This is a genomic window from Ruegeria sp. HKCCD4884 (assembly GCF_013110855.1).
Classification (GTDB): Bacteria; Pseudomonadota; Alphaproteobacteria; order Rhodobacterales; family Rhodobacteraceae; genus Ruegeria.
Window position 1 is genome coordinate 17458 of record NZ_WVRJ01000002.1, and the last position, 23958, is coordinate 41415.

Sequence of the window (23958 nt, forward strand, 5' to 3'; positions counted from 1 at the left end):
ATCACCCCAAAATCCAAGGCTCGGCTAGCCAATACACCCCGAGCCCTGCAATCAGGATTGAGGCCAGAGCGGAAATTCGGCCGCGGGTCCTGTGCGAACGGCCAGCAAACAATAGCGCCAGTCCAAACGCAGCCGAGGCAGCCAAAACCAGCGGCACCACAACCCCAGCCCCAAACCCCAACATCGCTGGAAGCTGATGGTCCGGCGGCACGCCGATAGCCCGAAGAGCCCTTGCCAAAGCCAATCCAAACACTGTTCCGCCAGCAAACACGGTCAACAGCCGCGCGACCTGCAACCGTCGTGCCACGAGGTTCCACAAAGCCAGCCCGATGACAAACGCCGTCGGCGCATGTAAACCGACATAGGTCGGCACGTTCAACACGTCGTAGACAGCCAAGCCAAGCCCAACGAACACGCCAACTGACAGAAACACCACCTGCGCCACGACTGCTCGCAAGGACAAAGACAGAAACACAAGGACCAGGGCAAGCAAGCACGGTGTGAACGGAGCGTTTATGACGTACTCGATCCCCAACGCAAAAAACGTCTTTAGTGTCTGTTGCGGCGTCAAGGATGCCCCTCCGCGCAATGGTATGAGAGGGCTGGTTTCACCGGCCGCCAAGTAACTGGTATAGGGCGCCGCAACGCCCTGCTGCCGCAGCACAATCGGCCCGCCATCAACCGGCCAGCGCATTTTCAGGTTCGAAGCTTGATCCGGAAAAGGTGCTGTTAGCAGCAGTTTGGTAACACGCGCTTCTTCTTTACCACCGCCTTCAAGGACAAGCACGCGTTCCAAAGTCAGTTTCAAACGCTCGGGAACCTGAACTTCGACGTCCTGCACCCACGTTTCAACAAACGCTCTGATCTTTGGTTCCAGTTCCGATGACGTCGTCTGCCGCAGTGCCAGATACTGCGGATCCCCGGAAAGAACTTCATGCCGTGTTGGATCAAACCCAAGCAACAGTGCTTCAGCATTCAATCCAACCTCAAGGAACAGCTTTTCATCGGCGATCCAGAAATCAATCACCGTAGGTTGGTCAGATTGCGCCCGCCCCGCGCTTGAAGAAAGGAACGCAAAGACCAAACAGCTAAAGATAAAGAGGGCAAAGACACGAAGGATGGCCCGAAATACACGGCCGTTCATAAGAAACTCTCCGGTAAAGGAAACAATTCACCAATCATTGTGGTCAATTGTTCCCGTGCAGGTCTCTGTTCGCAAGCACAAAAGGCGTAAATGCCGGGTGGTTCGGGAATATCTGACGGCGGTTACGTTCTGACTTGCACGGGCATCACCGCTGCGGCATGACATCCTCATGACTCAGAACGCCAATATACTATGTATCGGTTCGGTCCTGTGGGACGTGATCGGACGATCAGCAAGCGCTATGCGACAAGGTTCGGACGTGCCGGGGCGCATCACCCGTTTGCCCGGCGGCGTTGCGATGAACATCGCCATGACGCTGGTGCGCTTTGGTATGACCCCTACTTTGCTCACCGCAATTGGGCGCGATCCCGAGGGTGATGAGCTTGTCCACGCCTGTTCGCGGCTGGGCATGGTCACGGATCACATCTACCGCTCACAGGATTTGCCGACCGATCGCTATATGGCCGTCGAAGGCGCAAACGGGTTGATCGCGGCCATTGCTGACCCGCACTCGCTGGAGGCTGCGGGTGCAAAGATCCTGCGCCCTTTGATGCATGGACCACTGGGCTATGAGAATGCGCCCTTTGAAGGACCCATCGCGCTGGATGGCAACCTGACGCTGGACCTGTTGGAAGAAATTGCTCAAAGCCCCGCCTTTGCCCGCGCCGACCTGCGCGTGGCCCCGGCCTCGCCCGGCAAAGCGGAAAGGCTGCTACCCTTCCTCAAGCACGCCCGCGCCACGCTTTACGTGAACCTCGAAGAGGCCGGCATCCTCTGCCAACGTGAATTCACCGACTCCGAATCCGCTGCCAAGGGTCTGCTGGATCGCGGTGCGCTACGCGTGCTGGTGACTGACGGCGGAAACTCAGCCACCGTAGGCAGTTCCGACGAAATTCTAACCCAAACGCCCCCGTCTGTTCTGGTCACACGCGTGACCGGTGCCGGGGATACCTTCATGGCGGCCCATATCGCCTCAGAATCCGGCGGCGCATCGAGTGACGAGGCCTTGACCCGCGCTCTGCACGCCGCTGCAACCTATGTTTCCGGAGAAACCCCACTGTGATCGACATTCAATACTCAGCTGAGGTCCGCGCCGCCAAAGACGCAGGCCAACCCATCGTTGCGCTGGAAAGCACCATCATCACCCATGGAATGCCTTATCCGCAAAACGTCGAAGTTGCGGCTCAGGTCGAACAGGACATTCGTGATGCGGGCGCAGTTCCGGCAACCATGGCGGTGATTGCAGGTAAACTGCACGTGGGGCTGGAACCCGAGCAACTGCAATGGCTGGGACAGGCACAGGGTGTCGCCAAGATCTCGCGCGCAGACATGGCGGCCTGCATTTCGACCGGGGGCACCGGGGCCACAACCGTCGCCGCCACAATGATCGCCGCGCAGTACGCCGGGATCGAGGTCTTTGCCACCGGCGGTATCGGCGGTGTGCATCAGGGCGCAGAGACAACGTTCGACATTTCTGCTGACCTACACGAGCTAGGGCATACGCCGGTCACAGTGGTTGCTGCCGGGGCCAAAGCTATCCTGGACCTCGCCAAAACGCTTGAAGTGCTAGAGACTTTGGGTGTGCCCGTCATCGCGTTTGGGCAAGATGAGTTCCCTGCATTTTGGTCGGCAAAATCACCTTTTTCCGCGCCTCTGCGTATGGACAGTGCTGAAGCCATCGCCAAAGCCCATGCCACGCGGCGTGCGCTGGGTCTGCCCGGCGGACAGCTGGTTGCCAACCCGATCCCTGCCGCCGATCAGATAGCGGCCGGGGAACTGGCCCCGATCATCGCCGAGGCTCAGGCCGACGCGGATGCCCACCGCATCACCGGCAAAGCCGTGACGCCCTATCTGCTGCAACGCATTTTTGAGAAAACCGAAGGCCGTTCGTTAACGACCAATATCGCGCTGGTCCGCAACAACGCACGCCTGGCCGCCAAAATCGCGCAGTCGCTGGTGCAGCAGGGTTGACGCAGCCCTATTGTACCAAAGCGACGGATTGACTACCTAAACCCCGGAAACCATTCGGAACTGCCCACTCGGACCTGCAATGAACACACCTTTCGACGAAGAGCCCCATCGCCGCCCCGGCCTGCTTTCACGGCTGCGCGGCTCCTTTCTGACCGGCATCGTCGTTATTGCACCTGTCTGGTTGACCGTCTGGCTGATCTGGTCTGTGGTCGGCTGGATCGACAGCGCCGTTCTGCCGCTGGTTCCACAACAATTCCAACCAGAACAATATGTGGGCATCAACCTGCGCGGTGTGGGTGTGGTGATCTTCCTGATCTTCACAATCATCGTCGGGTGGATCGCCAAAGGCATTCTGGGCCGCTCGCTGATCCATTTCGCCGAAAGCCTGGTCGACCGGATGCCCGTCGTGCGGTCGGTTTACTCCGGGATCAAGCAGATCTCGGAAACGGTCTTTGCGCAGACCGAACGGTCCTTTGAAAAAGCCTGCCTGATCCAGTATCCACGCCGGGGCATCTGGGCTATCGGTTTTGTTTCGACAAGCGCGCGCGGCGAGGTCAGCCAACGGGCCGAAACCGGGGGCGAATTGCTCAGCGTCTTTGTTCCGACCACGCCCAACCCCACCTCTGGCTTCCTCCTGTTCTTTCCGGCCGAAGACGTAATCTTACTGGACATGAGCATCGAAGACGCAGCGAAACTGGTGATTTCGGCTGGTCTGGTATACCCCAACGAAAAAGACCCGACCCAACCGCCTGAGTAATCAGCCAAACATCGCAGGCAGATCCACTGTACTGTTCTGCCCAAGATCGTCTTTGTGTTTCGCAAGAAATCCATCTGCCGCGTCGCGCCCGGCCTGCTTGAGCTTGTGCAGGATAACCGGATTGGGGACGGTCTTAGTTGCAACAGACAAGCTGTTCATCAGTTCGTTATCCGCAATCATGTGCACCAGAACACGGCTCATTTCACCGGCCTTCAGTTTGCCCTCTTTCAGCAACCGCTGCACAAAACTGATCGCCCTGAGTTCGCGAAACAGAGATGAGTTGAAACTAATTTCATTAATCCGGTTCTGGATCTGCTGCGGCGTGACAGGCACTTCATCGCGCTCCAGCGGGTTGATGTTCACGATCACCACGTCGTCAGGCAGATCGTCAGCAAACAACGGATAAAGCGCCGGGTTCCCTGTATAGCCACCGTCCCAATACGCCTCGGTCCGCTCGGTTTCAGGATCATAGATTTCGACCGCCTTGAACAGGGTCGGCAAACACGCCGAAGCCAGAATGGCGTCTGTCGAAATTTCATCTCCGGTAAAGACACGGATCTTACCACTTCGCACACAGGTCGCACAGACAAACAGACGCGGGCCGTCATCTGCGCACACTTCGGCAAAGTTGAACCGATCAACCACCGACTCCAACGGGTTGCTATAAAATGGGCCATATGCATAAGGCGACACCATTCGGGACCACGCCTCGCCAATGGAATAAGGGACCGAATACTCCATAGCTCTGGAAATTGCTGCAGGCTCCACCCCTCGGAACCAATGGGCCATGCGCATATCGCCAATCGCACCCATACGCGCCCACACCGCATCCAGACTTGCGCGTGCGCCGTCGCGCCCGGCATGCACCATGCCCGACTTGAACGCGGCCCCGTTCAACGCCCCCGCTGACGTCCCGGTAATGGCCGCAACCTCGACGTCTTCTTCATCCAGAAACCTGTCAAGGACCCCCCAGGTGAACGCCCCATGCGCCCCACCGCCCTGCAATGCCAGATTGATCCGTTTCATGCCTCAACCCCTTCATCTTTTCAAAAATACTCCGGGGGTATGGGGGCAGCGCCCCCATGGATCCTCAAAGCGCGGTCCAGCCACCATCGACCGAAATCGTTGTCCCGGTAATCTGAGCCGCCGCATCCGAGCACAAAAAAATGGTTGTGCCGCCCAGCTGCTCAACGGTAGCAAACTCCTTCGAAGGCTGCCGTTCCAGCATGACGTTCTTGATCACGTCTTCGCGGCTCATGTTGTATTCCTTCATCGTGTCCGGGATCTGTGCCTCTACCAGAGGCGTCAGAACATAACCCGGACAAATCGCGTTGCAGGTTATTGGCTCCTGCGCGGTCTCAAGCGCGACGGTCTTGGTCATCCCAACCACACCATGCTTTGCAGCGACATAGGCCGCCTTGTAAGGCGAGGCCGTGAGACCGTGCGCCGAGGCGATATTGACGATCCGGCCCCATCCCGACTTGCGCATCATCGGCAGCGCCGCAGCTGTCGTATGAAATGCCGAGTTCATATTGATTGCGATAATCGCATCCCATTTCTCGGTCGGGAACTGATCAATCGGAGAGACATGCTGAATGCCCGCGTTGTTCACCAGAATATCGCAGGCACCTGCCTGCTCGATCAGTGTGCGGCACTCATCGCCTTTGGACATGTCCGCTTTGATGTAGCGCGCGTTGGTTCCGGTTTCTTTTGCAATCTCTGCAGCCAGCGCATGATCTTCATCCCGATCGGTAAAGGAATTCAAAACCACATTGGTCCCTGCCTTGGCCAGCTCGCGTGCGACCCCCAGACCTATGCCTGAATTTGACCCTGTGATGATTGCCGTTTTGCCCGCAAGGCTCATGACCGATCTCCCTGATGCGATATCCTCGCGCACCATGCCATGCTGCACCTGCAAAGAAAACGGGGAAACATATGGAATTGAAATCCCGGACCTGGACATTCGGAACTGCCCAAAAAAAACGCCCGCACGAAGCGGGCGTTAAGTTATTGAGGCAGGTTTCATACAGGCAAGAAACCTATCGAGCAGTGGAACCCTTATAAGCAATTCTGCGCCTTCGTCCAAGCTAAAAGTTTGATAATAAGAAAAATCATCACTACGATGAATCCCAACAAAATAAGGCCAGAGCAGGATTGTTTCCAAAATGAGCCCGGATTTTCTCCGACCGTTTCGACCATTTGCGGCGGGAATCGCCAGCATTTTTCTCATGTCTGTCGCCCATGCAGAATCGTCTCATGGCATAGCTATGTATGGGGACCCGGCCCTACCACCGGATTTTGTGTCCCTCCCCTACGCCAACCCGGATGCGCCCAAAGGCGGCAAAGCGGTGTTCGGAAATACCGGCGGCTATAACAGTCTGAACCCGTTTTTGCAAAAAGGCACCTCTCCGTGGCAGTTGCCGTTTTGGACCCACGAAAGCCTGATGGGTCGGTCTTGGGACGAACCTTTCACACTTTACGGGCTGTTAGCCGAATCAGTTGAAGCGGCGCCGGACAGGTCTTGGGTCGAATTCACTCTGCGCGAAGAGGCCCGATTTTCCGACGGCAGCCCCGTCACGGTCGAGGATGTGATCTGGTCATATCAGACCCTCGGAACCGAAGGGCATCTGCGGTACCGAGGGCTGTGGGGCAAGATCGACAGCATTGAACAGACCGGACCGCGCTCGGTCCGGATCACGTTCAACGACCCTGACCGGGAATTGGCCCTGCTGGCCGGAATGCGTCCGATCCTGCAAAAGGCGCAGTGGGACGGAAAGGATTTCGCGAATGCCAAGTTACAGGATGTTCCAATCGGAACCGGTCCGTACATAATCGACAGCTATGAGGCCGGTCGCTATGTGAACCTGCGACGTAACCCGGACTACTGGGGCGCTGACATTCCGTTTCGTCGCGGCACCATGAACCTCGATGAACTGCGGATTGAATTCTACGGCGACGGATCTGTCGCGTTCGAGGCTTTCAAAGCCGGAGAACTGTCGGCCGTGCGCGAGTTCAACGCAGACAAATGGAACAAACAATACAGTTTTCCTGCCGTTCAGCGCGGGGACGTGATCAAGACTGAAATTCCCCATGGAAAACCATCGGGGATGACTGGCTTTGTGATGAACACCCGCAAACCACCGCTGGATGACTGGCGCGTGCGCGAAGCGCTGACGCTTGCCTTCAATTTTGAATTTATCAACGACACGGTCACGGGCGGCGCACAGCCTCGTATTTCTTCTTACTTCTCTGGCTCTGATCTGGCGATGCAACCTGGGCCGGCAACTGAACCGGTGCGCGCTTTGCTGGAGCCTTTTGAGGCTGAGCTGACGCCCGGCACATTGGAAGGGTACGAATTGCCACAAGGCGACGGCTCGGAACGCAACCGGCGCAACATTCGCCAAGCAGTCAAGCTGCTGGAAGACGCGGGATGGACCGTTCAGGATGGCGTGCTCAAAAACGCGGAAGGCCGTCCGCTGAAGATTGAAATGGTGATCAGCCAGGGCAGTCTGAATGTCGTTCAGGACGTCAGTACAATTGCCGAGATTTACGCCCGCGCTCTGGAACGTCTTGGCATCGAGTTGGTGGTCGAGAAGGTCGATGATGCGCAATACACCTCGCGCATGAACGAGCTCGATTTCGACATGACGCCTTTCCGACGTGCCCTGTCCTTGTCGCCGGGCAACGAACAAAGGTTCTACTGGGGCAGCGAATTTGTAGACACGCCGGGAACGCGCAACCTAATGGGTGTTTCCTCGCCCGCCGTTGACGCGATGATCGATGCCATGTTGGCCTCGGAAGCGCATGAAGATTTCACCACGGCCACCCGCGCTCTGGACCGTGTCCTGACCGCAGGCCGCTACGTGATCCCGATCTGGAGCTTTGATGTCGGGCGCATTGCGCATATCCGCGAGCTAAAGTTCCCCGACACTTTGCCGATCTACGGGGATGGCCCCCAATACATGCCCGATGTCTGGTGGTATGATGAGAACTAAGCCAATGATAGCGGACCCGGGACAACCAAGCCCGGGTTCTTTTGCCTCAACTCTCATCAGCATCGAGAATTGAGCAAGTTCCTGCTGATCATTTTCGACACGAGCGCATGAACGAATATCCGTCGCAGAGTATCTGCAAACGGTACCAACGGCGTTCCATCTCCATAGGACGTTCACGATGTCTGGATCGGCCAAAGAGGTTCATCAACACTCGGTGAGTTGTGCGTGAAACCCATTAGAAGTCTTAATTTTTTTGGGCAAAAGATATATACACGGCGCATGAATTAGATCAGGTGCGGACTTGAAGATGCGCCTTCATGCACCGCGTCTGATCCCTTCGGCAGAGCCGGAGAACGCATAATCGGGCCCGCCACCACTCACGCCGACTGCAGGCCCGCCCGCCCGTTGCGGAGCTTTCGCAGCGGGCACCACCCCTAAATAATTTGTGAAAGAAAGGTGCGACATTTTGTCATGTCTTACGCTACGGCAGCCTTTCCGTACGCTGTTGTGGGGGAGAGCAGTCCTAATGGCTACAAAAGGAAAGCTCAAAGATGATGAACTGGACGGATCTTAAACAAGACTGGAGCGCGGCCTACGCACGTGCAAAACGGCGCTTTCCGAACTTGCGGGATCAGGACATGATGCGCGTGTCAAAGGACCGGAAAGGGTTCGAAGCTTATCTGGCAGAGCGTCACCAGCTAACCATGAACGAAGCGCACGAAGAAGTTGAAGATTTCCTGTTTACCGAAGGTCTGAACCGCGAATTCACGCACGCATCACTAAGTAAGTGATGTGACCCAAAGGATCGTTGCATCTTCGTCGCTGACGGAGATGACATTGTGCCCCATGCTGCCATCATAATATGCGCTGTCGCCACGGCGCATTTCGACAGGCTCATAAAACTCAGTGAACAGCCGCACAACGCCCGTGAGGACATACATGAACTCCTCACCATCGTGGCGCACCCAGCCCTCAAACTCATCCATCGACCGCGCCCGCACCCGCGCGCGATATGGCAGCATATGTTTCTTGGTCAGCGTCTCGGCCAGCAACTCATGCTCATAGGTGGCCGTGGCATGGGCCGTCCCTTCACCAGTACGCGTCACAGACATCCGACCGATCACCTGATCACGCTGCGGCGGGGTGAACAGTTGCGGCACTGAAATCTCAAGACCAATTGCCAGCTTCTTGAGCGCGTCGTACGTGGGCGACATCTGCCCGTTTTCGATCTTGCTCAGCGTCGAGCGCGCCAATCCCGCCTGTGTGGCAGCCTGTTCCAAAGTCCATTTGCGCGCCTTGCGCAGCTCGCGCACCCTCGCACCTAGGTCCAGAGGTTCAACTTCGGTATGGTCACCGGAATCGCGGGCAATTCGGATCAGGGATTTTGGATCTTGAGTGCTCATGCCCTTCTCTATAGGCCCGGTCTGCCGCGCTTGCAACGCGGCAGGCTCCGCGATAGCCAAGGGCCATGTTGTCCATCTTTGATCAGGGGGCGCCCGCGCCCTGCCCCACACCTTTTAACCTGGCTGCTCATGTTCTGGGCCAAGCGGATCGCATCCCCAGCAAGGTTGCCCTGTCCGTGCTGCGTGAGAGGGACGCGCAGGATTGGAGCTTTCGCGATCTGAAAGCAGCCGTTTTGGGCACCGGTGCTGGGTTGTTGCAAGCCGGTTTGAAACCCGGCGACATCGCGTTGATGCGGCTGGGCAATACAGTGGATTTCCCGATCGCCTATCTTGGCGCAATTGCAGTAGGCATCGTTCCTGTGCCGACATCGTCGCAACTGACGGAACCTGAAACGGCCAAAATGATCGCGGATCTTGCCCCAGCGGCCATTCTGCGCGACCCCGACGTTGCCTGTGCCGCGCACCCCAAGCAGATTGAGTTGGATGGGTTGAAAGCCATGCGAAGCCTGCCTGCAGCCCGTTTTGACATGGGCGACCCCGAGCGTATGGCCTATGTCGTCTACACCTCTGGAACGTCAGGCAAGCCACGTGCTGTGGCCCATGCCCACCGGGCAATCTGGGCGCGGCAGATGATGGTTGATGGCTGGTATGGTCTGCGCGAAACCGACCGATTGTGCCACGCGGGCGCGTTCAACTGGACTTATACGCTGGGCACAGGATTGATGGACCCGTGGACTATTGGTGCAACGGCCCTGATCCCGGAACCCGGCACCAGTATTGACGCGCTGCCTACCTTATTGCGCCAGCACCGTGCAACGATCTTTGCCGCCGCCCCCGGTGTCTTTCGAAAGATGCTGCAAACGTCCGAACATATGGAGTTGCCCGACCTGCGCCATGGCTTATGCGCGGGTGAGAAACTGTCGCGCGCTTTGCATGAGAAATGGGTCACCTGCTCCGGCACCGACCTGTTCGAAGCCTACGGCATGTCCGAATGCTCGACCTTTATCTCTTCCAGTCCGGCCCACCCCGCGCGTAGCGACGCGCTGGGGCAGCCCCAACCGGGGCGTCGTGTGGCGATCCTGGGTACGGACGGTCCGGTGCCGCAAGGACAGGAAGGCACCATCGCAATACATCGATCAGACCCAGGATTGATGCTGACCTATCTCAACGCGCCTGACGAAGCCGAGGCACGGATGCAAGGCGACTGGTTTCTGACCGGAGATCAGGGCGCGATGGCAGTGGATGGCCAGATCAGCTATCTGGGCCGAGATGATGACATGATGAACGCGGGCGGCTATCGCGTGTCCCCGGTCGAGGTCGAAGCCGCGCTGTCCCGCTTTCCCGGCATCACGCAGGTCGGCGCAGCCGCTGTCGAGGTCAAACCGGACACATTTGTGATAGCAGCCTTCTATACTGGCCCGGAAAAGCTGGACGATGCGGCCCTGCGCGCCTATGTCGAAGCAAATCTGGCCCGCTACAAACAGCCGCGCGCCTTCATCCACCTGCCTGCCCTGCCAACTGGCGGTAACGGCAAACTCCTGCGCCGCGCGTTGCCGGCCTATTTCGAGGCACCAACCACATGACCCAGACCGTCAAGCTCGACATCCTGTCCGATCCGATCTGCCCCTGGTGCTATATCGGCAAAACGCATCTGGACAAAGCACTGGCCAATATCCCCGATCACCCCTTTGTCATCGAATGGCATCCCTTTCAGCTGAACCCCGACATGCCGGATGAAGGCATGGACCGGCGCGAATACCTTGAGCGTAAGTTCGGCGGCAAAGACGGTGCCGTGCGGGCCTATGCGCCTGTGGTGGAACATGCTGAGAGCGCGGGCCTCAAGATCGATTTCGAAGGTATGAAGCGCACGCCCAACACGTTGGACGCTCACCGCCTCATCCATTGGGCAGGAATCGAAGGCAAACAGAACGCTGTTGTCGACGCGCTGTTCGATGCTTACTTCGTGCAAGCTCGTGACATCGGTGATCCCGAGGTCTTGTCAGATATCGCTGACAGCGCTGGAATGGACGCCGCCGTTGTCATGAAGCTGCTCAAATCTGACGCGGACCGAGACGACATCCGCAATCGGGATAGCCATTCGCGCGAAATGGGCGTCAGCTCGGTCCCCACCTACATTGTTGCCAACCAACATGCAGTTCCGGGCGCTCAACCCCCTGAGATGTGGGAGAAAGTGATCGCTGAGATCATGTCTCAGCTTGAGGCTTCCCCTGCAGAATAGCACAGAGGTCTGTGCGAATTTCCAGTCTGGCCTAACCTGATCCTCCGTGATAGCGCGAATGGGTTAGGAGTGCTTCATGGCCAACCGCATGTCGAAGGCGGAATTCATTGCTTTGGTCGCAATGATGTTCGCTACCATCGCCTTTTCGATCGATTCAATGCTGCCCGCCCTACCCGAAATCGGCGCGCAGCTTAGCCCCGATGACATTAACCGGGCGCAGCTAATACTGACGTCCTTTGTGTTGGGCATGGGGATCGGCACATTCTTTACCGGCCCGATCTCGGACGCGCTGGGACGCAAGCCGGTGATCTTTGGTGGCGCACTTTTGTATATCGCGGCATCTGCGGTTGCATGGGCGAGTTCATCGCTGGAACTGGTACTGATTGCGCGCGTTGTGCAGGGTCTGGGCGCCGCTGGTCCGCGTGTGGTCGCCATGGCCATCATCAGGGATCTCTATTCCGGGCGTGAGATGGCCCGCATCATCTCGATTGCGATGATGATCTTCACACTGGTCCCTGCCATCGCACCGATGCTAGGCGCAGGTGTCATCGCTTTGTTTGGCTGGCGCGGTATCTTTGTTTCGTTCATCTTGTTTGCGCTTATTGTCGTCGGCTGGATGAGCGTTCGTCTGCCCGAGTCTCTCGCTGTCGAAAATCGCCGCCCCTTCCGCCTGCCCCTGATGATCGCCGCTGTGCAAGAGATGTTTGCCCATCCAACAGTGCGCCTGTCGATCCTTGTACAAACCCTGTGCATGGGAATGCTGTTCACCATGCTGACCATGGTACAGCCGGTCTATGATGTGATCCACGGTCGGGCCGATAGCTTTCCCTTTTGGTTCGGCTTTGTCGCTCTGATGTCTGGCTCGGCCAGCCTGCTGAACGCCGCGTTGGTGGTGCGCGTCGGAATGCGGCGGATGGTGACATTTGCCTTTGGCGCTCAGATCGCAATTACATCAATGGTCATTCTCCTGAACATGACCAACCTGTCTCCAACAACGTCATTTGCGCTGTTCGTCTTTTGGCAAACCATGGTTTTCTTCATGGCAGGCATCACGATCGGCAACCTGAACGCCATCGCGATGGAACCGATGGGGCACATTGCCGGAATGGCGGCGTCGGTCATCGGATCGATTTCAACAGTGTTGGCCGCAGCAATTGCCGCGCCGATCGGATTGCTGTTCGATGGGTCAATTGCTCCTTTGACATTTGGTATCCTGACCATGTGTGTTCTGGCTTTTGGCCTGATGCTGCATATGGGCCGGGTGGAACAGCGACTGCTAGCCTGATCTGTGCAACCTCCCCGAAACACGCTACCCTAAGCCCAGGCTGCGGGGAGGTTTTTCGATGAGTGATTATTACGATCTGGGCACATACACCTGCCCGGTTTCAACGACGAACCCAGAGGCGCAGCGTTGGTTCGACCGTGGCTTGAACTGGACCTACGGGTACAACCACGAAGAAGCCGTTGCGTGTTTTCAACGCGCGGTCGAGCATGACCCCAAATGCGCCATGGCCCATTGGGGCGTCGCCTACGCGGCAGGTCCCAATTATAACTTACCATGGGACTTGCAGGATGAGCGAGGGCGAAAAAAGGCACTTACGCTGGCCCATGATGCAATGCAGAAGGCATTGGACTGTGCCGATACCTGCACGCCTGTTGAGCAAGCTCTGATCCATGCCCTTCCCGCACGCTACCCGCAACCCGACCCAATCGAAGACATGCACCAATGGGACCATGACTTTGCAGACGCAATGCGGGCAGCGTTTGCGGCGCATCAAGATCACCTCGACCTGCGCACGGTCTATGTCGAAGCGTTGCTGAACCTGACCCCTTGGCAGATGTGGGATCTGAAAACCGGCCAACCCGCCGAAGGCGCAGCCACACGTGAAGCTCAAGACGTGCTGGAATGGGCCATGGCCAACGATCCCGCCGCCATGTCACACCCTGGCCTGCTGCACCTCTATGTCCACCTGATGGAGATGTCGCCCACGCCGGAAAAAGCTTTGAAAGCCGGGGATGTACTACGCACATTGGTCCCGGATGCGGGGCATCTGGTGCATATGCCAACACACATAGACGTGCTGTGCGGCCACTACCAAAATGTGGTGCACTGGAACGAAAAAGCGTCGGAAGCTGACCTGAAGTATTACGAACGCGAAGGTGCGTTCAACATCTACACCGGCTATCGCCAACACAACTACCATTTTGCAATCTATGGCGCCCTTTTTCTGGGACAGATCAAACCCGCCCTACGCGCCAACCAAGGAATTTGGGACACCACGCCTGAAGAAATGCTGCGTATCGAAAGCCCGCCCATGGCGGATTTCTTCGAAAGCTACATGTCCATGGGGCCACACATCCTGATCCGGTTTGGCCGCTGGGAAGAGGCGAAAGCGCTGGACCTGCCCTCCGATCCGGACCTGTACCGCACCCTGACGGCCACGACCCACTACGCCCGTGCCATCGCGCATGCCGCAACCGGGGATGTTGTCCACGCCGAAGCTGAAGAGAACCTGTTTCTCGCAGCCAAGGAATGCGTCCCTGAAACCCGCAGGCTGCACAACAACCGTGTGATCGACCTGCTGGAGATCGCGCGGGAAATGCTGCGTGGTGAAATCGAGTACCGCAAAGGCAATTTCGAAATCGCCTTTGCTCATCTGCGCCGCTCGGTCGAGTTGGACGACACCCTGCCCTATGACGAGCCCTGGGGCTGGATGCAGCCCACCCGCCACGCGCTTGGCGCTTTGCTGTTCGAACAAGGCCACGTCGCCGAGGCCGAAGAGGTGTATCGCGAAGATCTGGGCTTGGGCGGAAGCCTCAGCCGCGCCTCGATCCACCCCGACAATGTGTGGAGCCTGAAGGGGTTGCACGATTGCCTCGCAGCGAGGAAGGAAACGATAGAAATCCGTCAAATCAAACAGCGGCTCGACCTGGCCTTGGCCCGAGCCGACCAAATGGTGGCGGCCTCTTGCTTCTGTGCGCAGGCTGCGATGCGTGACTAATGGGATAGATCGCGCTGCCGCGCGATGCCTCCGGCGGAGGTATTTTTAGCCAGATGAAGCTGGGATCCGCCCTTCATCTGGCCGTAAATACCTCGGGGGAGATGCGCGGAACGCGCAGCGGGGGCAGCGCCCCTGCCCACATCTCAACCTGCCTTGGCCTTTTTCTTTACTGCGACCACTTTTTCGGCCAGATCACGGGCAATGGCAAAAGCCCCTTTGATCTTGTCGCTGTCTTTCTTCCAGTCGCGTCGCACCACGATCTTGTTGTCCTTGACCTTGGCCATACCGCGCTGATTCTGGATGAATTCGACCAGCCCCTGAGGAGAGGCAAACTTGTCGTTGTGAAACTGAATGGTTGCGCCCTTTGGACCGCCATCCAGCTTGGCAATTCCGGCGCGCTTGCACATCGCCTTGATGCGTACGACCAGCATCAGAGTGTTGACCTCTTTTGGCAGTTTTCCGAACCGGTCGATCAGTTCGGCGGCAAAGCCTTCCAGCTCTACCTTAGTCGACAGCGAGGACAAGCGGCGATACAGGCCCAAGCGCACATCCAGATCGGGAACGTAGTCTTCGGGGATCAGAACCGGCACGCCCAGATTGATCTGCGGGGCCCATTGATCGTCTGCATCCGACAGCCCCTCCATCTCACCTGCCTTGATCTTGGCAATCGCCTCTTCCAGCATGGATTGGTAGAGCTCGTACCCCACGTCGCGCATCTGGCCGGATTGTTCTTCACCCAGCAGGTTGCCTGCGCCGCGAATGTCCAGGTCTTGCGACGCCAGTGTGAACCCCGCCCCCAGCGTATCCAGCGAGCCCAGAACGCGCAGGCGTTTTTCGGCCGTGGCGGTCAGTTTCTGGCGCGGCTTGGTAGTCAGATAGGCATAGGCACGCGTCTTTGACCGCCCCACCCGGCCCCGGATCTGATAGAGCTGCGCAAGACCGAACATATCCGCGCGGTGAACAACCATTGTGTTTGCGGTTGGAATATCCAGCCCGCTTTCGACAATCGTCGTGGCCAGCAGCACGTCATATTTGCCGTCGTAAAACGCGTTCATTCGATCGTCGAGCTCGCCCGCTGCCATCTGACCATGCGCCACCACATAGGTCAGTTCAGGCAGTTGGTTTTTCAGGAACTCTTCAATCTCCGGCAGGTCCGAAATACGGGGCACCACATAGAAACTCTGACCGCCGCGATAGTGTTCACGCAGCAGCGCCTCTCGGATCGTGACAGCATCGAATTCGCTGACATATGTTCGGATGGCTAAGCGGTCGATAGGAGGGGTTCCAATGATCGACAGATCGCGCACGCCGGTCAGGGACAGCTGCAAGGTCCGCGGTATCGGAGTTGCGGTTAGGGTCAGCACGTGAATGTCGCTGCGCAGTTGCTTCAGGCGTTCTTTGTGACCCACGCCGAAATGCTGTTCCTCGTCGATGATCAGCAAGCCCAGATTGTTGAAACGGATGTTCTTGGCCAGCAGCGCGTGCGTGCCGATCACGATGTCCACCGTTCCGCGTGCCAGACCATCACGGGTTTGCTGCGCCTCTTTCGCAGATACAAACCGCGAGAGTTGCCGCACTTCCAGTGGAAAGCCGCGGAACCGTTCCTTGAAGCTTGCCGCGTGTTGGCGGGCCAAAAGTGTTGTGGGTGCCACGACGGCCACCTGCACGCCTGACATGGCTGCCACAAAGGCCGCGCGCATGGCGACTTCGGTTTTGCCAAAGCCCACGTCGCCGCAGATCAGGCGATCCATCGGTGCGCCGGAATGCATGTCTTCCATCACGTCCGAGATGGCCCGCAGCTGGTCATCGGTTTCCTGATAGGGGAAGCGCGCGCTGAACTCTTCCCACGCATGGGGCGGCGGGTCCATCACCGGAGCCTTACGCAGGGCACGTTCAGCGGCGATGCGGATCAGCTTATCCGCCATCTCGCGGATGCGTTCCTTCAGCTTGGCTTTCTTGGCCTGCCATGCACCACCACCAAGACGGTCCAGCAAACCTTCGTCATGGCCGTATTTCGACAGAAGTTCGATATTTTCGACCGGCAGGTACAGCTTGGCTTGCTCGGCGTATTCCAGCAGCAGGCATTCGTGCGCGGCGCCTGCAGCTGTAACGACCTCCATCCCCATGTAACGACCGATCCCGTGGTCCACATGCACCACCAGATCACCGGGGGACAGCGATTGGGTCTCGGTCAGGAAGTTCTCGGCCTTGCGGCGCTTCTTGGGCTGGCGGATCAGGCGGTCGCCCAGCACGTCCTGTTCTGCGATGACTGTCAGGACAGGGGTTTCAAACCCGTGCTCCAGTGCCCAAACAGCAAGGTGCAAGCCGCGTTTGCCGATGCGGGTGCCGTTCGTCACCGGGATGGCCTCGGCCAGACCTTCATCTTCGATCAAACCGGTCAGACGTTCGCGCGCACCTTCTGAATAAGAGGCGATCAACACAGGGCCTTTGTCGAGCTTGGATGTGATGTGGCTGGCCAAAGCGCCAAACAGGCTAATGTTCTCCTGCTGGCGTTCTGGAGCAAAGTTGCGCCCGATCCGCCCGCCTGCGTCGATGACACCGGGACCAGAAGCCTGCGGCAAGGGGCTGAACTGCATAACCCTGCGATCTGCGACCGCAGCCTCCCACGCGGCATCGTCGAGGTATAACAGACCCGGGGGGGTGGGTTTGTAAACCGTGTCCATGCGGGACCGGTTTTCCAAAGCCAGACGTCGGGTTTCATATTGATCGGCAATCGTATCCCACCGCGCCAGACGCGCTGGTGTAACCTGATCGTCTACGGTGATCGTGGCGTCCGGCAGATAGTCGAACAGCGTCTCAAGCTTGTCGTGAAAAAACGGCAGCCAATGCTCGATGCCCTGATGTTTGCGCCCCGCACTGACCGCTTCGTAAAGCGGATCATCTGTACCTGCCGCGCCAAATTCGATGCGATAGTTCTGGCGGAACCGGGTAATAGCGGCCTCGTCCAGAATGACCTCGGATACAGGTGCAAGTTCAACCACATCCAGCTTTTCAGTGGTACGCTGAGATACCGGATCAAAGCGACGCGCGCCGTCCAGAACGTCGCCGAAAAGATCCAAACGAACGGGGCCGGATTCGCCCGGCGGGAAGATGTCGATAATGCCGCCACGAATGGCATAATCGCCGGGCTCCATCACTGTTGGGCTTTGGGTGAACCCCATGCGCACCAGAAAGTTTCGCAAAGCGGTCTCGTCGATGCGCTGATCAACACGTGCGGTAAACGCCGCCTCGCGCAGCACCTCACGCGCTGGCACGCGTTGGGTGGCTGCATTCAGCGTGGTCAGCAGCACGAATTTTTGCGGCATCTGGTGGACCAGAGCGGCCAAGGTGGCCACCCGGGCCGCCGAAATATCCGCGTTCGGCGACACACGGTCATAAGGAAGACAATCCCAGCCGGGGAACACAAAGACCGGCATATCGGGGGCAAAGAAGGCCAGCGCAGCGCGCATCGCTTCCATCCGCTTGTCGTCACGCGCGACATGGGCCACCGGCCCGTTGCTGCGGGCGATTTCGTTCAGCACGAGCTGCGCGTCAAACCCTTCAGGGGCGCCGCCAACTGTCACGTGGTTCGGAGCCTTCATCGCCTCGCCTTTCAGATAAGTCTAACCCAGAACGCCAATCGAAATGTTCTGATACATGCCCCAGAACGAAGTGACCAGTATCGAGATCATGCCGATAATCTGGGTATAAAGACGGCAGCGGGAAATGGTCTTGGTGACGGTTTCAAGCGTCAGTTCCTGCCGACGCAGACGCCTGGCCTGTGAGATATTCACCAAAAGAACCAGCGTCATCGGAAACATGAGCAAAAAAACCGCCTGCGCAAATTCAACGTCGTAATAAAACCCCAGTGTCGCCAGACCGGTCAGCATAAAGCTTGCAAAAGCCAATAGGATGGTACCCGACATGTCAACGATCAGCAAAATTCGGTTCGTGTTGATGCGTACGATGTCCAGAAGATCGATCTCGACCTGCCCGCCGATCCGACGCGCGCGTACAACCAAATCATACGGAATGCCCATCACCCAATGGCTTGCCGACGACCAGACCACAGCCAGCACAATCCAATACCACAGATTCGAAAAACTGCGCATGTCGATGAGTTCAAAAATCGAAGAGTACCAGTCCAAACCCAACCCTTTATTCAAACAACTCAGGGGGGTTTATCGCGGCGGCGCGTCCATTGATACCCTTGAGACCTTTGTGAATTCATGCCACCCAATGCTGGAATGTTCAAGGAGAACGCGCCATGAAACCAACCATTGCCCCCTACCCCCTGACCCGCTTTCGGCGGGCCCGTCAGTCCGAGGCAATTCGGGGGCTGGTGCGTGAAAATACGCTGACCACACAAGACCTGATTTGGCCGGTTTTCGTGCGAGATGGTGAAGGGATCGAAGAACCTGTGCCTTCGATGCCGGGTGTCGTGCGGCGGTCGGTTGATTTGATTGCCAAAGCCGCAACCGAAGCACAAGCGCTTGGAATTCCTGCGATTTGCATCTTTCCATACACGGATTCGTCGCTGAAGACCGAAGATTGTGCCGAGGCATGGAACCCAGACAATCTTTCGAATCGCGCTGTCCGGGCGATCAAAGCTGCCGCACCGGATATTGCCGTGATGACCGACGTGGCGCTGGACCCCTACAATATCAACGGACATGACGGTTACGTCGTTGATGGTGAGATCGTGAATGATCAGACCGTCGAGGCACTGGTCAAAATGACCCTTGCCCAGGCCGAGGCCGGAGCGGATATTATCGGCCCATCAGACATGATGGACGGTCGGATTGGCGAAATGCGCCGCGCGTTAGAGGGCGCTGGCCACCACAACGTCATGATCCTCAGCTATGCCGCGAAATACGCGAGCGCATTCTACGGCCCCTTCCGTGATGCCGTTGGGGCCTCTGGCGCGCTGACCGGTGACAAGAAAACCTATCAGATGGACCCGGCCAACTCGGACGAAGCGCTGCGCCTGATCGAGCGTGACCTGTCTGAGGGAGCGGATATGGTGATGATCAAGCCGGGCATGCCCTACCTGGACATTTGCCGCCGGGTAAAAGACAGCTTTGGCGCGCCGACTTACGCCTATCAGGTCTCGGGCGAATATGCGATGATCCAGGCGGCTGCGCAGAATGGCTGGATCGACGGCGACAAGGTGATGTTGGAAAGTCTGTTGGCTTTCAAGCGCGCGGGATGTGACGGCATTCTGACCTATTTCTCGCCGCAGGTCGCACGCATCCTTCAGGGCTAAAACCCCAAAGAGTCGCAATTTTTCGCCGACAAACAGGCTGCTTCCGGCAGCTTTCCCGTGACACATCGCCCTAATCGGCGTATCCTTGCCAGCAAGATCGGGATCACCCGACACATCAGGCACAGTTACAGAGATATAAAAACCATGAGCAGTTCCCCTTCCCCCCGACTGAGCCGTCGCGGCTTTGCCTTTGGCATGGCAGGTCTGACCCTGACCACCGCCTGCGGTAACGGCGTCGGCACATCAAACGCAGCAACTATCGACGCTCGCGTCGACGCCACACTGACGGAAATGTACGCGAAATATCCCAACACAGTTGAGATCGTGAACAAATCCACTGGGATGTTGGTTATGCCCCTGATCACCGACGCCGGATTGATCATCTTTGGGGGTGCCTACGGCCAAGGCGCGCTGCGCATCAACGGCGCGACGGTCGATTATTATTCCGCAATTTCCGGGACCGCCGGCCTGCAATTTGGGGCGCAGCAATATGCGCATGTTCTGTTCTTCATGACCGAAGATGCATTGAATGATTTCCGCCGTTCCAGTGGATGGACAGCCGGAGCCGACATTGGATACGTGGTCGACGCAACTGGGAATTCCTTGTCTGCGGACACAACAACATTGCGTTCGCCGGTGCTGGCGGCGGTCTTTGGTCAGGCCGGTCTGAAATTTGGCGCGACCATCGAAGGCACGAAATATACGCGCATCATTCCATAATCCGGATTACCACTTCCCCCACACATGGTCCCCGTCGCAGCACAACACTGCGGCGGGGCAAGTGTTTACAAGCCTTTCCGCGCAGGTTCTTGCGGCGTTCCTCTTTCGGTCAGACCCGCCATCCACTAGTCTCGGCGCAATCTGAATTCGAATGATAATATGGGGCAGTAATGGGTCTTGTTTTCCGCTGGCTGGTGCGCATCGCGTCGGGTCTGATTATTCTGATCCTCGCCGCGATTGGCCTAGTCTATTTCCTGGCCAGCCAATCCCTACCGGATTACGACCAGACCCTTGAAGTTGATGGTCTGACCGCCCCTGTTGAGATCGTTCGCGACACCGCAAACGTGCCGCATATTTTGGGCCAGACCGATCCCGATGTGTTCTTTGGCCTAGGGTACGCCCATGCACAGGACCGGCTTTGGCAAATGACCGTGATGCGCCGGACTGCACAAGGCCGTTTGTCCGAAGTTTTTGGCACACGCACTCTTCGCATCGACAAGTTACTGCGGCGGCTGGATCTCTATGGCCTCGCTCATCGTTCGGTCGAGGTGCAGGACGACTACACCAAAGCCGCATTACGGGCGTATGCGGCCGGGGTTAATGCAAGGTTGACCGAAATCAATGAACAGGCGCTGGGTCGCGGTGCACCGGAAATGTTCCTGTTCAACGCCCCGGTATCACCCTGGCAACCGGGCGATAGCCTTGCGATCATAAAGCTGATGGCGCTGCAATTGTCTGGGCACTTGACTGACGAAGTTCTGCGCGCCCGCACCTCTTTGATGCTGAACAACCCAGAACGTCTTGCCGATATTCTGCCGGATGTCCCAGGCCCCGGTATCGCGGCTTTGCCGGAATACGCATCCCTTTTCCCGAATCTTCCACGCTATGCCGCCGGAAAAGAGGCACCCGAGGCACCTCTATCACCGCTTCCAAAACGCGGTCTGGCCGGAGCATCGAACGCTTGGACCGCCGCCCCATCTCGGTCGGCAAGTGGAGGCACTTTGCTGGCAAACGACCCTCATCTGGGCTTCACAGCACCCGGTGTGTGGTACCTGGCGCATCTTGATCTTGAAAAAGGCGGTGTGATCGGGGCCTCGATACCCGGTGTTCCTGCCATTATGACCGGACGCAGTGACAGGTTGGGATGGGGGCTGACCTCGTCTTACCTGGATGATCAGGACCTGCACATAGAACAACTGAACCCGGACAACCCCGAGGAATACCTGACCCCGGACGGCTACAAGGAATTTCTGACCCGCCCATCGATCATCGCCATCAAGGACGAGGCGCCAGTCACACTAACGCTGCGTTGGACAGACAACGGCCCGGTGCTGCCCGGCACGGATTACAAGCTTGAGACAATCACTCCGCCCGGCCATGTGGCGTCGTTATCCTGGACAGCGCTGAGCCCCCGTGACACGTCAATGACCGCATCCATGGCCCTGATGAATTCCGACAATGTGCAACAGGCCATTCAGGCGGGCGAGCAATACATTGCCCCGTCACAGAACCTGTCGCTGGTTGACCGGACCACCATCGGAATGAAGTTGATCGGTGCCATGCCGCAGCGCGATTTGCAAAACCAAAGCCGTGGGCGCATTCCAAGCCCCGGCTGGATTGAAACAAACCGCTGGCAGGGTCGGTTGCCCTATACAGACAATCCCGAATTTGTCGCCCCGGTTGGCGGTATTCTGGGCAATACGAACAACAAGATTATCGACCGTCCTTTTCCTAACCATGTCTCTTACGAATGGGGCGACACACAGCGCGTGCACCGTTGGGATCGACTGATGCAATCGCGCGAAGTGCATACCCGCGACAGCTTTATCGAAGCGCAGCTTGATACCGTTAGTTTTACGGCACGGTCCCTGTTGCCACTGATCGGTGCGGATTTGTGGTTCACCGGTGCGTCTGCGCCCGAGGGCACGCCGGAACGTCAACGCCAGATCGCCTTGTCGCTGTTGGCGGATTGGAACGGTGAGATGAACGAACACCTGCCCGAGCCGTTGATCTATGCGGCATGGTTGCGCGCTCTTCAGATCCGCCTTATCGCCGATGAGCTTGGGCCACTGGCCAGCGAATACAAACACGTGGAACCGTTGTTTATCGAGCGCGTTTATCGCGACATCGACGGAGCAAGCGTGTGGTGCGATGTACGACAAAGCGCCCCGGTTGAGACGTGTACCGAAATGGCCCGACTGGCGCTGGACGACGCCCTGATCTGGATTTCTGAGCGCTATGGCAGCGCGTTGGAATCCCTGCGCTGGGGCGATGCGCATCAGGCCACGCATGATCACCCGGTTCTGGGCGACGTGCCTGTCCTGCGCTATTTCGTGAACATCCGCCAATCGACCAGCGGTGGCGACAACACGTTGCTGCGCGGGCGCACCTCGGGCGAAGGCCCGGATCCGTTTCAGAACGTACACGGTGCCGGGTATCGTGGGGTGTACGACTTTGCTGATCCCAACAGCTCGGTCTTTATCACCGCGACCGGTCAATCGGGTCATTTCCTGTCACGCTACTACGACGATCAGGCACAGCTTTGGCGGCGTGGCGAGTATATTCCCATGTCATTGGACCTTGATCTGGCACGCGCTGCAGCGGTTGGTGTGACCAATCTGATCCCGCGATAATCCGCCTAGTCGGCAACTCCTCGCCCCGATTTCCGGGGCGTCGTGGCACCTTGAACCTTTTTCGCCTATGATCATTCCACCGATTATGTGGGACCAAAAGGGGGCGAATATGGCCAGTATTCGGGATGTCCTGAATAATCTTGCGCGGGACTACGCGATTGCATGGAGTTCTGGTGACCCCGATGCAGTTGCCGGCTTCTTTGCACCTGATGGACAAATCACAATCAACCGAGGCGACCCCATAGAGGGGCGCGCTGCGATTGCCGATATGGCTCGTGGCTTCTACGCCGACTTCCCGGACTTAGAGGTCCGTTGCGATATGATGCGGTGGGCCGGATCTCACGCTATTTTTGTTTGGACCCTAGAAGGGAACCACGTCGAGACCGGCAATCACGTTGTGGCGCGCGGTTGGGAAGAGTGGGAATTGACGTCAGACTATCTTGTAAAGTCTTCGCTGGGCTGGTTCGACGCAGATGACTATCAACGGCAGATTGACGGCAAATAGCTTAACGCGCTCGATCCGCAGCTGTTTCTATCGTGTAGTTTCGGGGTATTCCCTGCGTGACCTGAAACCAGTCTGACGCCTTAGCCCGTGCCTGATGTGTGTCAAACGCCGCTTGCGTTGCAAACACTTCTGACACCATGAACCGTCCGGGCGTTGTCTGATCTTCCACAACTTCGAAAGATATACAGCCCTCTTCCGCCCGTGTGAGAGAGATGTGGAGCGGTAATGCTGCCCGCACAGCTTCAAGCCGGTCGGGTGGCACGTCGATATGGCCTTTCAGGAAAACCCTTTGATCCGATACATCCGACATGCCCGCCCCTTGT

At 57.7% G+C, this 23958-nt stretch carries 21 protein-coding genes; 13 read left to right on the forward strand and 8 right to left on the reverse strand.

Annotation, left to right across the window (positions count from 1 at the left end):
* Position 1: 1 nt before the first annotated feature.
* Positions 2–1144 carry a HupE/UreJ family protein gene (locus GS636_RS02485; protein WP_171668333.1) on the reverse strand — a complete coding sequence of 381 codons (1143 nt, stop codon included), beginning with the start codon at positions 1142–1144 and terminating at the stop codon, positions 2–4.
* 169 nt (positions 1145–1313) lie between these two features.
* Here GS636_RS02485 and GS636_RS02490 point away from each other — a divergent pair, with 169 nt between their 5' ends.
* The 3 genes from GS636_RS02490 to GS636_RS02500 all read left to right on the forward strand — a co-directional run bounded on the left by GS636_RS02490 (position 1314) and on the right by GS636_RS02500 (position 3872).
* Positions 1314–2207: a PfkB family carbohydrate kinase gene (locus GS636_RS02490; RefSeq protein WP_171668334.1), complete on the forward strand. Its 894-nt coding sequence runs from the start codon at positions 1314–1316 to the stop codon at positions 2205–2207.
* Positions 2204–3115 carry a pseudouridine-5'-phosphate glycosidase gene (locus GS636_RS02495; RefSeq protein WP_171668335.1) on the forward strand — a complete coding sequence of 304 codons (912 nt, stop codon included), beginning with the start codon at positions 2204–2206 and terminating at the stop codon, positions 3113–3115. The genes GS636_RS02490 and GS636_RS02495 overlap by 4 nt, the downstream gene beginning before the upstream one ends.
* Positions 3116–3194: 79 nt before the next feature.
* Positions 3195–3872 (forward strand): DUF502 domain-containing protein, encoded by a 678-nt coding sequence (locus GS636_RS02500; RefSeq protein WP_171090313.1) that lies wholly within the window; start codon positions 3195–3197, stop codon positions 3870–3872.
* On the opposite strand, the gene GS636_RS02505 is transcribed toward GS636_RS02500, so the two are convergent.
* The 3 genes from GS636_RS02505 to GS636_RS02515 form a co-directional block, all read right to left on the reverse strand.
* Complete coding sequence (locus tag GS636_RS02505; RefSeq protein WP_171183408.1) at positions 3873–4898, reverse strand: patatin-like phospholipase family protein; 1026 nt, start codon at positions 4896–4898, stop codon at positions 3873–3875. It lies immediately after the preceding gene.
* A 64-nt stretch (positions 4899–4962) separates the two neighbouring features.
* Positions 4963–5736: a 3-hydroxybutyrate dehydrogenase gene (locus tag GS636_RS02510; RefSeq protein WP_171668336.1), complete on the reverse strand. Its 774-nt coding sequence runs from the start codon at positions 5734–5736 to the stop codon at positions 4963–4965.
* A gap of 138 nt (positions 5737–5874) precedes the next feature.
* Complete coding sequence (locus GS636_RS02515) at positions 5875–6102, reverse strand: hypothetical protein (RefSeq protein ID WP_171668319.1); 228 nt, start codon at positions 6100–6102, stop codon at positions 5875–5877.
* Between GS636_RS02515 and GS636_RS02520 the strand changes: the two genes are divergently transcribed.
* Together GS636_RS02520 and GS636_RS02525 are read left to right on the forward strand one after the other, a co-directional pair.
* Positions 6038–7867: an extracellular solute-binding protein gene (locus GS636_RS02520; protein ID WP_171668337.1), complete on the forward strand. Its 1830-nt coding sequence runs from the start codon at positions 6038–6040 to the stop codon at positions 7865–7867. The genes GS636_RS02515 and GS636_RS02520 overlap by 65 nt on opposite strands.
* A gap of 551 nt (positions 7868–8418) precedes the next feature.
* Positions 8419–8658 carry a hypothetical protein gene (locus GS636_RS02525; RefSeq protein ID WP_171090321.1) on the forward strand — a complete coding sequence of 80 codons (240 nt, stop codon included), beginning with the start codon at positions 8419–8421 and terminating at the stop codon, positions 8656–8658.
* Here GS636_RS02525 and GS636_RS02530 read toward each other — a convergent pair.
* A complete protein-coding gene (locus GS636_RS02530) occupies positions 8647–9270 on the reverse strand; it encodes a helix-turn-helix domain-containing protein (protein WP_171668338.1) in 624 nt (207 codons plus the stop codon). The genes GS636_RS02525 and GS636_RS02530 overlap by 12 nt on opposite strands.
* Positions 9271–9335: 65 nt before the next feature.
* Here GS636_RS02530 and GS636_RS02535 point away from each other — a divergent pair, with 65 nt between their 5' ends.
* The 4 genes from GS636_RS02535 to GS636_RS02550 all read left to right on the forward strand — a co-directional run bounded on the left by GS636_RS02535 (position 9336) and on the right by GS636_RS02550 (position 14511).
* On the forward strand, positions 9336–10853 hold the full coding sequence (locus tag GS636_RS02535) for a class I adenylate-forming enzyme family protein (protein WP_171668339.1): 1518 nt from the start codon (positions 9336–9338) through the stop codon (positions 10851–10853).
* Positions 10850–11509 carry a DsbA family oxidoreductase gene (locus GS636_RS02540; protein WP_171668340.1) on the forward strand — a complete coding sequence of 220 codons (660 nt, stop codon included), beginning with the start codon at positions 10850–10852 and terminating at the stop codon, positions 11507–11509. Before GS636_RS02535 ends, GS636_RS02540 begins: the two co-directional genes overlap by 4 nt.
* A gap of 76 nt (positions 11510–11585) precedes the next feature.
* Positions 11586–12794: a multidrug effflux MFS transporter gene (locus GS636_RS02545; protein ID WP_171668341.1), complete on the forward strand. Its 1209-nt coding sequence runs from the start codon at positions 11586–11588 to the stop codon at positions 12792–12794.
* A 58-nt stretch (positions 12795–12852) separates the two neighbouring features.
* Positions 12853–14511: a hypothetical protein gene (locus GS636_RS02550; RefSeq protein ID WP_171668342.1), complete on the forward strand. Its 1659-nt coding sequence runs from the start codon at positions 12853–12855 to the stop codon at positions 14509–14511.
* A gap of 143 nt (positions 14512–14654) precedes the next feature.
* On the opposite strand, the gene mfd is transcribed toward GS636_RS02550, so the two are convergent.
* Together mfd and GS636_RS02560 are read right to left on the reverse strand one after the other, a co-directional pair.
* On the reverse strand, positions 14655–18113 hold the full coding sequence (mfd, locus tag GS636_RS02555; RefSeq protein WP_171668343.1) for a transcription-repair coupling factor: 3459 nt from the start codon (positions 18111–18113) through the stop codon (positions 14655–14657).
* Positions 18114–18134: 21 nt separating this feature from the next.
* The gene (locus GS636_RS02560) at positions 18135–18659 is read right to left on the reverse strand and encodes a component of SufBCD complex (protein ID WP_171668344.1); all 525 of its coding nucleotides are present in this window, start codon (positions 18657–18659) and stop codon (positions 18135–18137) included.
* 119 nt (positions 18660–18778) lie between these two features.
* Between GS636_RS02560 and hemB the strand changes: the two genes are divergently transcribed.
* The 4 genes from hemB to GS636_RS02580 all read left to right on the forward strand — a co-directional run bounded on the left by hemB (position 18779) and on the right by GS636_RS02580 (position 23635).
* Complete coding sequence (gene hemB / locus GS636_RS02565) at positions 18779–19777, forward strand: porphobilinogen synthase (protein ID WP_171668345.1); 999 nt, start codon at positions 18779–18781, stop codon at positions 19775–19777.
* Positions 19778–19921: 144 nt separating this feature from the next.
* Positions 19922–20497 carry a YSC84-related protein gene (locus GS636_RS02570; RefSeq protein ID WP_171090338.1) on the forward strand — a complete coding sequence of 192 codons (576 nt, stop codon included), beginning with the start codon at positions 19922–19924 and terminating at the stop codon, positions 20495–20497.
* 170 nt (positions 20498–20667) lie between these two features.
* Positions 20668–23130 (forward strand): penicillin acylase family protein, encoded by a 2463-nt coding sequence (locus GS636_RS02575; protein ID WP_171668346.1) that lies wholly within the window; start codon positions 20668–20670, stop codon positions 23128–23130.
* Between the two features lie 109 nt (positions 23131–23239).
* Complete coding sequence (locus tag GS636_RS02580; protein WP_171090341.1) at positions 23240–23635, forward strand: nuclear transport factor 2 family protein; 396 nt, start codon at positions 23240–23242, stop codon at positions 23633–23635.
* Between the two features lies 1 nt (position 23636).
* Here the strand turns inward: GS636_RS02580 and GS636_RS02585 are convergent, their stop codons facing one another.
* Positions 23637–23945: a putative quinol monooxygenase gene (locus GS636_RS02585; protein ID WP_171668347.1), complete on the reverse strand. Its 309-nt coding sequence runs from the start codon at positions 23943–23945 to the stop codon at positions 23637–23639.
* Positions 23946–23958: the final 13 nt, after the last annotated feature.